This is a genomic window from Staphylococcus sp. 510 (assembly GCF_057219715.1).
This window is the reverse complement of the sequence record NZ_JBXVVK010000007.1, coordinates 24,725-37,526: the sequence shown is the minus strand read 5'-3', so window position 1 is coordinate 37,526 and position 12,802 is coordinate 24,725. Positions and strand designations below refer to the sequence as shown.

Annotated in this window: 14 protein-coding genes; 9 read left to right on the top strand and 5 right to left on the bottom strand. The window is 32.9% G+C overall.

The genetic code is table 11. From position 1 onward, the window contains the following. Positions 1 to 21 precede the first annotated feature (21 nt). The 5 genes from AC2D8K_RS06685 (at position 22) to AC2D8K_RS06665 (ending at position 4,815) form a co-directional block, all read left to right on the top strand. Positions 22 to 366 carry a hypothetical protein gene (locus AC2D8K_RS06685; RefSeq protein ID WP_107532643.1) on the top strand — a complete coding sequence of 115 codons (345 nt, stop codon included), beginning with the start codon at positions 22 to 24 and terminating at the stop codon, positions 364 to 366. Positions 367 to 538: 172 nt separating this feature from the next. Next, a complete protein-coding gene (locus AC2D8K_RS06680) occupies positions 539 to 1,594 on the top strand; it encodes a MupG family TIM beta-alpha barrel fold protein (RefSeq protein ID WP_002451986.1) in 1,056 nt (351 codons plus the stop codon). Positions 1,595 to 1,597: 3 nt separating this feature from the next. After that, positions 1,598 to 2,485 carry an N-acetylmuramic acid 6-phosphate etherase gene (murQ, locus tag AC2D8K_RS06675; RefSeq protein ID WP_002451985.1) on the top strand — a complete coding sequence of 296 codons (888 nt, stop codon included), beginning with the start codon at positions 1,598 to 1,600 and terminating at the stop codon, positions 2,483 to 2,485. Between the two features lie 13 nt (positions 2,486 to 2,498). Beyond that, on the top strand, positions 2,499 to 3,941 hold the full coding sequence (locus AC2D8K_RS06670) for a PTS transporter subunit EIIC (RefSeq protein ID WP_002451984.1): 1,443 nt from the start codon (positions 2,499 to 2,501) through the stop codon (positions 3,939 to 3,941). 1 nt (position 3,942) lies between these two features. Then, a complete protein-coding gene (locus AC2D8K_RS06665) occupies positions 3,943 to 4,815 on the top strand; it encodes a MurR/RpiR family transcriptional regulator (protein WP_002451983.1) in 873 nt (290 codons plus the stop codon). Between the two features lie 191 nt (positions 4,816 to 5,006). On the opposite strand, the gene AC2D8K_RS06660 is transcribed toward AC2D8K_RS06665, so the two are convergent. Beyond that, positions 5,007 to 6,398, bottom strand: a complete 1,392-nt coding sequence (locus AC2D8K_RS06660) for an amino acid permease (RefSeq protein WP_002451982.1) — start codon at positions 6,396 to 6,398, stop codon at positions 5,007 to 5,009. A 367-nt stretch (positions 6,399 to 6,765) separates the two neighbouring features. Here AC2D8K_RS06660 and AC2D8K_RS06655 point away from each other — a divergent pair, with 367 nt between their 5' ends. Further along, positions 6,766 to 7,119 (top strand): hypothetical protein, encoded by a 354-nt coding sequence (locus AC2D8K_RS06655; RefSeq protein ID WP_002451981.1) that lies wholly within the window; start codon positions 6,766 to 6,768, stop codon positions 7,117 to 7,119. Beyond that, positions 7,119 to 7,301 (top strand): hypothetical protein, encoded by a 183-nt coding sequence (locus AC2D8K_RS06650; protein ID WP_002451980.1) that lies wholly within the window; start codon positions 7,119 to 7,121, stop codon positions 7,299 to 7,301. Before AC2D8K_RS06655 ends, AC2D8K_RS06650 begins: the two co-directional genes overlap by 1 nt. Positions 7,302 to 7,371: 70 nt before the next feature. Here AC2D8K_RS06650 and AC2D8K_RS06645 read toward each other — a convergent pair whose 3' ends face one another. The 3 genes from AC2D8K_RS06645 to AC2D8K_RS06635 all read right to left on the bottom strand — a co-directional run bounded on the left by AC2D8K_RS06645 (position 7,372) and on the right by AC2D8K_RS06635 (position 9,226). After that, positions 7,372 to 7,560: a hypothetical protein gene (locus AC2D8K_RS06645; RefSeq protein WP_002451979.1), complete on the bottom strand. Its 189-nt coding sequence runs from the start codon at positions 7,558 to 7,560 to the stop codon at positions 7,372 to 7,374. Positions 7,561 to 7,570: 10 nt separating this feature from the next. Beyond that, entirely contained in the window at positions 7,571 to 8,209 is a 639-nt protein-coding gene (locus tag AC2D8K_RS06640) for an HAD family hydrolase (protein ID WP_002451978.1), read from the bottom strand. A gap of 90 nt (positions 8,210 to 8,299) precedes the next feature. Then, positions 8,300 to 9,226, bottom strand: a complete 927-nt coding sequence (locus AC2D8K_RS06635; protein ID WP_484698288.1) for a bile acid:sodium symporter family protein — start codon at positions 9,224 to 9,226, stop codon at positions 8,300 to 8,302. A gap of 318 nt (positions 9,227 to 9,544) precedes the next feature. On the opposite strand from AC2D8K_RS06635, the gene AC2D8K_RS06630 reads away from it, so the two are divergent. Further along, positions 9,545 to 10,075 carry a hypothetical protein gene (locus tag AC2D8K_RS06630; RefSeq protein ID WP_002451976.1) on the top strand — a complete coding sequence of 177 codons (531 nt, stop codon included), beginning with the start codon at positions 9,545 to 9,547 and terminating at the stop codon, positions 10,073 to 10,075. 72 nt (positions 10,076 to 10,147) lie between these two features. On the opposite strand, the gene AC2D8K_RS06625 is transcribed toward AC2D8K_RS06630, so the two are convergent. Beyond that, positions 10,148 to 11,746 (bottom strand): alpha-glucoside-specific PTS transporter subunit IIBC, encoded by a 1,599-nt coding sequence (locus AC2D8K_RS06625; RefSeq protein WP_002451975.1) that lies wholly within the window; start codon positions 11,744 to 11,746, stop codon positions 10,148 to 10,150. Positions 11,747 to 11,954: 208 nt separating this feature from the next. Here AC2D8K_RS06625 and AC2D8K_RS06620 point away from each other — a divergent pair, with 208 nt between their 5' ends. Next, entirely contained in the window at positions 11,955 to 12,716 is a 762-nt protein-coding gene (locus tag AC2D8K_RS06620; RefSeq protein ID WP_002451974.1) for a MurR/RpiR family transcriptional regulator, read from the top strand. Positions 12,717 to 12,802 lie beyond the last annotated feature (86 nt).

The following is a 12,802-nucleotide window of genomic DNA, read 5'->3' as shown; positions in this document are numbered from 1 at the left end:
TTTAACTTCTACGGAGGCTTTATGAATTCTCAAGAAACATTAAACCATATTGAATTAAAATTAACACAACTTATCACACATACTGAAATGTTGAAATATTACTTAATGTCACATTATAGCAAATTCGAATCATCATTAATTGAATTTAACACATTCATCATTAAAGAAAATAATTGGATTAAGACGAATTCAACATTTCTTAACTATACTTCTTTAAGTCATTTCGTTCATTATCAAAATTTGATTTCTTACCTCATTGAACATCCGCTTCATACTATTAATTATGGCGACATATTTCAACATATCATTGAATATCAAAATATGATATATCGTACCCTTGTACAATTCAAAAATCTCACTTTTTAATTCTACTTATTTCCTACTGTATTTTACGCATTTTATTCTCACAAAGTACTATTTATTTTATTTATTAATATTTTTGTAAAAAAATAAACCTAATTCTAAAATGTAAATTGTAAATGACTAATATTAGCGTTATAATCGGATATGATTAAGCTTATAAATGAGGAGGAAGATCATGCTCGGTTTCTCGGTCTCGTTAGGTAGTAAATTGAATACATCTTATATTCAATCAATGGTATCTCAGGGATACGATACTATTTTTACTTCTCTGCAAATACCCGAAGAGGATGATCAGATTACACTGATACATTTTAGGGAACTGTGTCAGTTATTATCTCAATATTCAATCACCTTTATTATTGATGTGAATCCTTCTTTACTTAATCACCACTTTTACAGTTTATTAGATCAATACGCTTATGGGGATTTTGTTATCAGAATTGATCACGACCTTAATACCAATCTTATTCATGATATACAGCAACACGGTTATCGCTGTTGTATTAACGCAAGTACGATAACGCAATTTGAATTATCCACGCTATATCGTCATTCAAATATACAATCACTCGTATTCTGTCATAACTATTATCCAAGACCAGATACAGGATTAAGTGCGACATTTGTCAAACAACAAAATGAACTCATCCATTCTTTTGATTCCACGGCAGACGTGTATGCCTTCATTCCAGGAACTGAATTACGAGGTCCTATATTTAAAGGTCTACCGACCATCGAGGTACATCGTAATCAGCATCCATCTATCTCAGTTCATGAATTAGAATCCATTGGTATCTCAAATATTATTATTGGAGATACTGGATTTGATTTAAATTTAGCGCGTCAACTTTATCAAATGTGTGTCCAACGACACTTTGAACTGCGTGTTAAGGTTACAAAAAACATCAATGATGACTTATCTAATATATTATTTACTAAGCATCATTCAAGAGTTGATTCGCCTGAACATGTCATACGATCACATGAATCTAGACATTTCATTAATCAATCTATTGACGCTATTGGTGTCAAACAAAGATTAGTTGGAGATGTTACCATAGATAATCATCTGAATGGTCGTTATGAAGGTGAACTACAAGTAATTAAATCACCACTTCAAGGACATCCAAATATCAATCGTATTGCACGAATTTATAACCAGGATCAACCATTTATCCAATTGATAAAACCAGGTGATACTTTTGAATTTAAATGTTTAAAGGAGCAATGACAATTGAATCATTTAACGACTGAATCACGTAATACAGAGACCATGCATTTAGATGAAATGTCAATTCAAGAAGCACTTATAACGATGAATGACGAAGATCAATTCGTTCCTAAAGCAATAGAACCGATCATTCCTGAATTAACAAAAGTTATCAAAGAAGCGATCTCTAAATTCAAGCAACATGGTCGATTGATATACATTGGTGCAGGTACAAGTGGTAGATTAGGTGTTTTAGATGCAGCAGAATGTGTACCTACATTTAATACTTCACCCGATGAAGTCATAGGAATTATTGCCGGTGGAAGTAAGGCTATGACAGAAGCTGTTGAAGGTGCGGAGGATAATGAAGAACAAGGTAAAGATGATTTAAAGGCAATTCAACTATCTAAAAAAGACATAGTAATAGGTATTTCTGCTAGTGGACGTACACCTTACGTTAAAGCAGCGTTAGCCTTTGCAAACGAGGTTGGTGCCGTAAGCGTATCTCTTTCTTGCAACACTAACAGTGAGATGAGTAAGTTATCACAATATGCATTAGAAGTACCTGTTGGACCAGAAGTATTAACCGGTTCAACTCGCTTAAAATCAGGCACTGCCCAAAAACTCATCCTCAATATGATATCTACCATGACGATGATTGGTGTTGGTAAAGTTTACGATAACTTAATGGTCGATTTGAAACCAACAAATCAAAAATTAATTCAACGTTCAATTCGAATTATTAAAGATATATGTGATTTAAATGACGAAGAAGCCAAGTTACTCTATGAAAAAGCCGATCAAAACATTAAAACTGCTGTTATGATGTATTTATGTGACACAACTAAAGATGATGCACAAAACAAATTATTAAAACATAATGGAGTGATTAAGCAAGCCATCAAAGGTTAAGGGGGCTAATTCTATGAGTAAAGAAGACAGACTCGCACAAGAAATCATCAATGCTGTAGGTGGAATGCATAATATACAGCGTATCATGCACTGTATGACTAGAGTGCGGTTATCCATTAAGAATCCAGATATAGTCAATTATGATGAGTTACATCAAATAGAAGGTGTCATAGGCATCGTTGAAGATGAAACACTTCAAATCATTGTGGGTCCCGGTGTAGTAGAGAAAGTGGCAGGACATATGGCAGATTACAGCCATGTACCGTTAGGTGAAGATATCTCCTATTCGGACAATCAAAGTTATCAATCTCAAGCGAAAGCACTTGCAAAAGAAAATAAAAAGCACTACCAAAAATCAAGGAAACAAAGTAAGTGGCAACGTTTCTTGAAATCAATTTCAAATATCTTTATTCCTTTAATCCCCGCATTTATTGGTGCAGGTTTAATCGGTGGTATTGCAGCTGTGCTCAACAATATGCTTACTGCCCATATGATTTCTGGGGATTTTATGAAACAACTCGTAACTATATTAAATGTGATTAAAGACGGTATGTTAGCATATTTAGCCATTTTCACTGGTATTAATAGTGCTAAAGTATTTGGCGCGACGCCTGGTTTAGGTGGTGTTATTGGTGGTACAACACTATTAACCGGTCTTACTGATGAAAATCCAATTCAAAATATTTTCACAGGTGAACCACTCGTTGCTGGTCAAGGTGGCATTATAGGTGTTATATTTGCTGTTTGGATACTAAGTATCATTGAGAAAAAACTACATAAAGTAACACCAAATGCTATTGATATTATTGTCACACCAACACTTTCACTACTCGGGGTTGGATTATTAACTATTTTCATTATAATGCCAATTGCTGGGTTTGTATCAGATGGTTTAGTTCATGTCGTCAATTGGGTAATAGACGTTGGTGGCATCTTTAGTGGATTTATCATTGGTGCATTTTTCCTCCCATTAGTGATGTTAGGTCTTCACCATATTTTCACGCCAATTCATATTGAGCTCATAAACAGTACTGGTGCAACCTATTTACTACCAATAGCTGCAATGTCTGGTGCGGGTCAAGTTGGTGCTGCATTAGCATTATGGGTTCGATGTCGACATAATCAACCACTGAGAAACACATTAAAAGGTGCATTACCTGTTGGTTTCTTAGGTATTGGTGAACCACTGATTTACGGTGTTACCTTACCACTTGGAAGACCATTCTTCACTGCTTGTATTGGTGGAGGTATTGGAGGGGCCGTCATTGGTGGCATTGGCCATATCGGAGCTAAAGCTGTAGGACCTAGTGGCTTATCTCTATTACCGCTGATATCAGATAATATGTATTTAGGTTATATAGCTGGGTTACTGTCAGCTTATATCGGTGGATTTATCATGACTTATTTATTCGGAACAACAAAAGAAATGAGAAACTCTAATAAACTGGGTGATTAAAATGACAAACATTTTATATGAAATAGATAACCAGTATCCCTATTTAACAAAAAATGAGAAAAAAATAGCAAATTATATTTTGAATGCACCACACCATGTTGTGCAGATGAATTCCCAAGATCTAGCACAAGAACTAGATACAAGTCCATCTTCAATTATTCGATTTAGCAAAAAAGTCACTGAAGGTGGTTTCCACGAATTAAAAATTGACTTATCTAAATATTTACCAAAAGAAACAACGGTCTATAATGTGGAATTAGTAGACAATGAGAGTACAGCGTCGCTAAAAAAGAAGATGCATTCACGTGCTAAAGGCGCTTTGAATAATGCCAATGAAGCACTGAACGATAAAACCATTGATCGTATTTGTGATCAATTCAAACAATCGAATCGCATCTTCATATATGGTTATGGCGCTTCATTTGTCGTTGCAACTGATTTATATCAAAAGCTATCTCGCATTGGAATGAATGTACAACTTGTACAAGAGACACATATTTTCACTACTATGTTAGCGTCTTGTAATAGTCGAGATTGTGTGGTTTTCATCACTAATAATGGAATGCAAAGTGAAATGCAAGCCATTGCTAAAGTTGTAGTAGACTATCATATTCCAATTATTACAATTACAAGTTCATCAAAAAATATTATTTCTCAAATGTCAGATATTGTATTAGATTATGGACAATCTGACGAAAATGAAATGCGAATGGGTGCGACTACATCATTATTTGCACAAATGTTTACGATTGATATACTGTATTATCGTTATATAGCACTTAATTATCAATCGTCGTTAGACTTCATTACACAATCAAAAATGGCATTAGATAATTATAGAAAGCATCTTTCCAATATTGATTTCAAACATTAAAAAAGATACAGTTTAGACATTAATGAGTGTCTAGACTGTATCTTTTTCAATTCTATAGCTCGAAAGAAAAAAGAGGTTAGGACAAAAGCGTTTAGGATTTCCTACAGAAAATCCTTCTTTAAGGCCCCCGTTAATCGGTTTCCCAAAGCACAAAAACTTTATGTCTCAACCTCTCTAAAATTCACACTATTTTAATGTATTATTTTTTTTGCTTGTTGTTCTGCTTTATTATATCTAATGAAATAATAAATAGTAACGATAGCTAAGAATATAATACCAATCACTACAGAAACTACTGTTTCTTTGTTAAATAACATTCCAATTAGAACAATAACTAAGAATGCAATTGTTAAGTAACTTGCCACCATACCACCAGGCATTTTGAATGGATGGTTTTTCGTTTCTTCAGGATGTAATTTTCTAAAACGAATATGGCTAAATAAAATCATAAACCAAGGAATCATACCAGGTAAAATAGATGCACTGTATACATATACGAAAATACTATCCGCACCTTTTATGAACATTGGTAATATAACATTTAATAATGCACCAATTAAAATACCTGTAGAAATCGCTAATACTGTATATAATGGTACTCCGTTTTTCATTACTTTAGTGAATATCTTAGGTAATTGACCTTTACGTGCTAATGTATAAATCATACGGCTCGCACTGAAGATACCTGAGTTACAACCAGACATTGCTGCTGTTAATACAACAAAGTTAATTAATCCAGCTGCAAATGTAATCCCTACTTTAGCAAATGTTGCTACGAATGGGCTACCGATGTTTCCTAATTCATCCCACGGATAAACTGATACGATAACAAAGATAGCGCCTAGATAGAAAATTAATATACGCCAAATGACACCATTAACTGCTTTGACAATATTTTTTTGTGGATCCTTTGTTTCTCCTGCTGAAATACCAATTAATTCTACCCCTTGATATGAACCAATGACAATAGATAATGCAAAGAAGAATCCTACAATACCATTTGGCATAAATCCACCGTGTGACCATAAATTAGAAATCCCGACAGGGTGTCCTCCATTCCCAATTCCGAATAAAATTAATCCAAATCCAGCAATAATCATTAAAATAATAGTTACAACTTTAATCAATGCAAACCAAAATTCAAATTCACCGAATGCTTTAACGGATACTAAGTTAGCTGCTGTTAATAATAGAACTGCTATAATTCCCGGAATCCAAGCTGGCAAGTTCGGGAACCAATAATTCATATATTCTCCTACTGCTATTACTTCACTCATACCAACAACAACCCATTGGAATATATTACTCCAAGCGGTCATATAACCTGCTGCTGGATGTATGTAATCACTTGCAAACGTAGCAAATGAACCTGTTGTCGGATTAATATATATCATTTCTCCCATTGCTCGCATAATTAAGAATAAAAATATACCCGCAATTAAATATGCAAATATCACTGATGGTCCAGTCCATTTAATGGTGCTTGTTGCTCCCATAAACAAACCTACACCAATCGTACCGCCAAGTGCGATCATTTGCATCTGACGTGCACTCAATCCCCTTTTTAATTCATTATTCTCCATAACAATAACCCACCTCTTTTTACTAAGATAAAATAATAATAATCTTATTTACGCAATTATACTATAAAATGACGAAATTGAAACAATATTTTAACAATTTATTGAAATCGCTTACAAAACTGACATAACAGTCTTTTGCAAAACCGCAATTTTACTACATTTACAATAAACAACCTATTTTATAATTTTTATTAAAAAGAACATCATACAAGACTTTTTTAATTTTGAAATAGGATAACAGTTACTGTTTTAGATTTTCTTATTTAGATGATTTAAAGTCTTACTTATATATCCAATTAAGTATCTTTAACGTTTCTACAATTATGGTTTATGATATACTTTTCATATCATCATTAAGGAGTTCGTTATGAGTCAAACATTAATTAAAAAAGCATTTAAAATTTCAGCTATATTTTTAATTATCTTTTTCTTACTCAATTATTTTTCAGTTAAAAACCCGAATTTAATACCACTTATTGGTAAATCTATATTAGCTGCAGTTGCATTCTTTTTAATTTATGTATTTGCTTTTACTGTTTTAGATTCTCCAGAGAGAAAAATAAAATTTGGTACCACATTACCTATAGCAATCATTATTGGTTTAATGATTGGTGCATTGATATCACAGATTCAAACAGGCGTTATAATAGGAATCGTTATCGGTATCTTAGCTGGTTTTATTTGGGAATATATTGAAAAACGAAATGGAGGTCAACGTTAATGTCAGTATTGATTGGCGTCATCATTTTAATTTTATTAATTATAAGTTTTATACCGAATTATAAAGCCATGAAATTAGCAAAATCACAAGGTCAAAAGACAACACGTTTTGCCATAATGGTTGGTATTGATGCGATTTTGATCGTATTAATTTTAGTTACATTACTATTAAAAGTCATGTAGCAACTTATTTGATATATGAAGAAACCCGTTTCTAAATGAGTTAATGATCTCAATCTGAAACGGGCTTTTTTTATAGTTTACCTTGTAATAAAAGAAAGTATCCAATTGTAGCTAAAATCAAATAAATAGCTGTTCCTACTACAAATGATCTTACATGCACATGAAATGGGACACGTTTATTAAATATCGGACCTAAGATTAAATTACCTATCCCAATAATAAGTGGGCCCGCTATAAAAAAAAGAATCGTGTATAACATGACACACCTCCTATTTCACTTCGAAAAAGCGTTGAACAATATCATCAAAATCTATATCTTTGGCAACATAGTTCACTGAAGTGAAATCTTGTTCTTCTGTCATCACATTAGTGTTAACGATGACATCCAATCCAGCTAAATTGGCAGCAGTTGCGCCATTAACTGAATCTTCTATTGCTAAACAATTTGTTGGATTATAATTCAATTGTTGCACCGCTGTTAAATAAGGTTCAGGATCAGGTTTGACATTAGAAACATCTTCCCTCCCTACAATGACATCAATATATTCATCTAAACCTAATTTATGAAAAGTAGGCAGTATATCTTCTCTATGACTACTAGTGGCAATAGCCATTGGAATGTGACGTTGTTTTAAATATGCCATTAATTTTTCAATCGTTGCAATCATTGGAAGTTGGCTACTTGTATCATTATGTTCTTTATATATTGCTTCTTTCTTCTCTAAACCAAGTAATGATTCTAAATACTGATGAAGTTCAGTTGCTGCACCACCTATCGATCTACGATAGAATGCTAACGATATGGGTGCTTCGTTGTGTTTTGCTAAATGTTTATTGATGACATCGAAAAGATGTTTTTCTGTATCGATAATCGTACCATCAAAATCAAATACAACTGCTCTGTACATAATATATGCTCCTTTGTCTCTCTTAAGTTAAACATGCTCATTGATTCATATTTTAACATAATCACTCTTTACATTTCCCTCAAATGTGTATTAGAGACGCTTACTTTTAGACGACCAATACTTAGCAAGAATAGGCCCTGAAATATTGTGTACTAAGCTAAACACTGCTCCAGGTACGGCAGCTAAAGGACTGAAATGAACGGTAGCAAGCGAAACTGCTAAACCAGAATTTTGCATACCCACTTCAATAGCAACCGCCTTTTTATCTGGATAATCCATTTTAAACACTTTAGCTAATAGATAACCAATTGTATATCCTAACACATTGTGTAATATGGCAACTAAAAAAATGAGCAATCCTGTTTTTAAAATTTGTGCTTTACTACCTGCAACTACGGCTGCCAGTATAAGTGAAATCGCAATAACAGACACGAGTGGTAATGCTGTTGCTGCTTTATGAGCAAATTGGTGCGCTATCTTTTGGAAAATAAATCCAATGATAATTGGAATAAGTACCACTTGAACAACAGACCACAACATGCTTGTGAATGATACATTTAGCCATTCATGCGCAAAAAGATAAATCAGTGCTGGTGTGACAAAAGGTGCAATCAGTGTTGAAACACTTGTAATTGCTACAGATAATGCTACATTTGCTTTAGCTAAGTAACTCATGACATTACTAGATGTTCCTCCTGGACAACAACCAACTAGAATGACACCAATTGCAATCTCTGGTGGTAAATAAAAACCTTTGGCAATCAGAAAAGCTAATGTTGGCATAATCGTAAACTGTAAAATCACTCCGATAATGACAGGTTTGGGTGATTGTAAAACAATCTTAAAATCTTTGGGATCAATCGTCATCCCCATTCCTAGCATGACAACACCTAATAAGTAAGGGACAAATCCTCCTAATATAGACAATTGTGATGGAAACACAAAACCGATTATAGCTGCCACTAACATCCAAAATATAAATGTCTTAGTCGCAAATTGACTCATACGGTCCAACATATAAACACATCCTTTATCATTAATAATGACAAATATTATCACAACACAGAAGTATGAACAATATCATTTTCAGAATTTTTCGATATTTTAAGATGTATCAATTCTTTGTAATGAGATTTTAATAAAATGCTATACACCATGATACACTTGATTTCACTAGCTTCTCATCTATATTCTACTTAACCTTCATTCAAAAGTCCTAGTGAATATCAAAAAGAAGCGTGGTACAATCAATTTAACGAAATAAAAAAACAAATATCCTACTTAACCATATATTATTTGAGCCACGTACGAATGTTAGCAATTGGGAGGCATAACATGTTGATAGACAAATTTGAAACCTATATCATCAATATCGCAGATTTAAAGTCGCGATCATCACGCAAATCTTTATCAAAGCTTTGTAAACAACTTAAGTTTTGTGAATCATTTCAATACCAAATCTTTAAACAACAAGGTATGTACGCTTTAGAAGTCAGCTTACCTAAACAACAATTACCTTACTTTATTACCTTTTTAAGTTTTCATAACTTTACCATCTACCAAATTTTATCACCAAAGCACTTAGACGAATTACTTGATTCAGAGCGTTTGTACCAATCTGCTAAACGATTTGAATTATCTATCGATGGCTTGCAAGACGCATTTATCAAAGACAAAGTGATCGATATTATGAATATGTATATGAATCATTATGATATCAGCTATACATTAAATAAAAATTGTGCAAGTATCATTTGTCCTCCTGATATTTTTTCTAAATTACTACATACAGTAGCAACACGTAACATAGATATTCTTTCAGCAGGATATAAATCTAAGGCGATTAATAAAGCAAGAATTTCATAATTCGTCCACTTATCCAAGTATTAAACAAAAGGGATTCCGAAACTACAATGTTTCAGAATCCCTTTTATATATTTATTTTCCGTCGTTATCATATACTAAGTGTTCAAATGCTTCTCTCACTTGTGGTACAGACATACCGACTACGACTTGTACACTTTTCCCACTTTTAACTAGACCATGTGCCATTTGATTATGTGTGAAATAACTACTGTCTTCTACTTTGTTTTCATCATTAACTGTTAATCGTAAACGAGTAGTACAATTTGTAACATCTTTAATATTCTCTTTACCGCCTAGACCTTCTAAATAATAAGCTGCTTTATCATCATATTCATTTCCAGTTGATTGAGACTTTGATGCCTTGCCTTCGCCTTTTTTCTCTTTGTAATCTTGTTTAGAGAATAGTTTAACTTCTTCTTCATTTTTACGACGACCTGGTAACGGAATATCAAATTTCAATATTAAAAATCTAAATAATACATAATAAATACCTACAAATATTAAACCAATAACCACTTGAATCACATATGTCATCCAATGTTCTTTACCAAGTGGTATCCAGTTTGTAGCTAAGAAGTCTAAAACACCACCGCCCATGTTACCTACTAATCCAAAACCATACATGATTGTATCCATTGTTGCTGCAAGTAATGCGTGCAATACGAATAAATATGGTGCAATAAATAAGAATGTAAATTCTAATGGTTCTGTAATACCTGCGACTACAGCTGTAAGTGTTGCCGGTATTAATAATGCAGCCACTTTTTTTCGATTCTCTTTTGGTGTTGTGGAATACATTGCCAATGCAATACCTAAACAACCGAATACTTTTCCGTTACCTTGTAACATAAATCCGTACGGGAATTGTTCTTTTAATGGCTTACTACTCTCTGCAAATTGATTTAAATGTTGCAACCATTCCGCTTTAAGTCCATGATTGACAACGACAGGGCCCACTTCAATAGGTGCATAAATGAAATGATGTAAACCGGTTGGAATCAATACTCTTTCTAAGAAATGATATAACCACACACCTACATATCCTGATCCGATAATAAAGTGTTGTACTGACGCAATACCATGTTGAACTGTAGGCCATACCACACAAGTAATTGCCGCGACAGGTAACATCACAAAGAACGAAATCGTCACTACAAATGTTAATCCTTGGAATACGCCTAACATTTCTGGGAGACGTTTACTATAATAACGATTATGAATCCATGTAATAATCCCTGAAATAATAATTCCGCCTAAAATATTAGTATCTAATGTTTCTATACCAGCAATTGCTTTTAGGCCAGTAACATTTTCAACACCTTTTTCTAAATTGGCACCAAATGTATGTGGCCATTGTGTTAATATCGCATTAATAAATGTATTAAACATTAAATAGCCCATTAATGCAGCTAGTGCTGCGTGGCCTGGTGCTTTTTTAGCTAAAGATAGTGGCAACCCTACTACAAATACAATTTCCATGTGGTTAAATATAACCCAACCACCAGACTCTATCACTGACCAAAATTTAAACCAAAATGTATGTTGGTCTGCTAAACCACCCATAATAGTTGGATTTTTGAATAATGTTGCAAACCCCAGTACAATCCCAAAGAAAGCAAACATCAAGACAGGTACAATCATTGCACTACCAAAACGTTTGATTGCATTCATTATAATAACCTCCACATCCCAATTTCTTTCTGTTCCACATTGAAAATGAGTTTAAATCATTCCTTTCAATGTCATATCTTATTTCTAATATATAGTAAACGCTTACATAACCACAACGTCATTGACGCATTTTGAAAGTATTTTGTATAATCAGATTATGTTTTCTTATGATGAAAATTTTTTCAACACTAATAAATGAGGTGTCGTCATGTTTCTAGATGAACGTGTGAATGCGAACTTTAATCAACTTAATGACAATGATTTACAAATTGCGAATTTCGTTAATACCCATGTTGATTTATGTAAAAATTTAAAAATTCAAGACTTGGCACAACATACACATGCTTCAAACGCTACAATACATCGCTTTACACGAAAATTAGGATTTGATGGTTATAGCGACTTCAAATCATTTTTAAAATTTGAAAGTGAAAAGAAAAATCAATTACCTTCTGACTCTATCGAATCATTTAGACAGGAAATTGAAAATACATTTAATTATTTAGATCGTATAGATTATGAGCTACTAACTAATAAAATGAATGATGCTGGAACGATATATTTATATGGAACGGGTAGAGCTCAAATCAATGTGGCTGAAGAAGCACAAAGAATATTATTAACAATGCATAAAAACATCATTATTCTTTATGATGAACACGAATTAAAAATGGTCTTAAACAAAACCGTACCGCAAGACCTTTTCTTTATCATTTCGCTATCTGGTGAAACTTATCAATTAAAAGAAGTAACACAGCTATTGCAATTGAGACAAAAATATTTTATCTCAGTCACAACGATGAAAGATAATACGTTAGCCCAACAAGCAAATTATAATGTGTATGTATCTAGTAATACATTCTATTTAAATGATGGCACTGATTATTCAAGTTTTATTAGTTATCATATTTTCTTTGAAACACTACTCAGAAAATATAATGAACGGAAAGAAAAAGGTGAACTCAAATAATCATTTTGTCTATAAAGATAAAAAGCCAGTAAATGAACTTTCTTAAATTCATTTACTGGCTTATATATTACTATTGATTAATTCAA

Coding starts and splice junctions, on each gene's coding strand:
- AC2D8K_RS06670 (WP_002451984.1), top strand. CDS start 2,499: ATGAGTAAAGAAGACAGACTCGCACAAGAAATCATCAATGCTGTAGGT.
- AC2D8K_RS06630 (WP_002451976.1), top strand. CDS start 9,545: ATGTTGATAGACAAATTTGAAACCTATATCATCAATATCGCAGATTTA.
- AC2D8K_RS06645 (WP_002451979.1), bottom strand. CDS start 7,560: ATGTTATACACGATTCTTTTTTTTATAGCGGGCCCACTTATTATTGGG.
- AC2D8K_RS06625 (WP_002451975.1), bottom strand. CDS start 11,746: ATGAATGCAATCAAACGTTTTGGTAGTGCAATGATTGTACCTGTCTTG.
- AC2D8K_RS06655 (WP_002451981.1), top strand. CDS start 6,766: ATGAGTCAAACATTAATTAAAAAAGCATTTAAAATTTCAGCTATATTT.
- AC2D8K_RS06680 (WP_002451986.1), top strand. CDS start 539: ATGCTCGGTTTCTCGGTCTCGTTAGGTAGTAAATTGAATACATCTTAT.
- AC2D8K_RS06620 (WP_002451974.1), top strand. CDS start 11,955: ATGTTTCTAGATGAACGTGTGAATGCGAACTTTAATCAACTTAATGAC.
- AC2D8K_RS06660 (WP_002451982.1), bottom strand. CDS start 6,398: ATGGAGAATAATGAATTAAAAAGGGGATTGAGTGCACGTCAGATGCAA.
- AC2D8K_RS06640 (WP_002451978.1), bottom strand. CDS start 8,209: ATGTACAGAGCAGTTGTATTTGATTTTGATGGTACGATTATCGATACA.
- AC2D8K_RS06650 (WP_002451980.1), top strand. CDS start 7,119: ATGTCAGTATTGATTGGCGTCATCATTTTAATTTTATTAATTATAAGT.
- AC2D8K_RS06635 (WP_484698288.1), bottom strand. CDS start 9,226: ATGTTGGACCGTATGAGTCAATTTGCGACTAAGACATTTATATTTTGG.
- AC2D8K_RS06665 (WP_002451983.1), top strand. CDS start 3,943: ATGACAAACATTTTATATGAAATAGATAACCAGTATCCCTATTTAACA.
- AC2D8K_RS06685 (WP_107532643.1), top strand. CDS start 22: ATGAATTCTCAAGAAACATTAAACCATATTGAATTAAAATTAACACAA.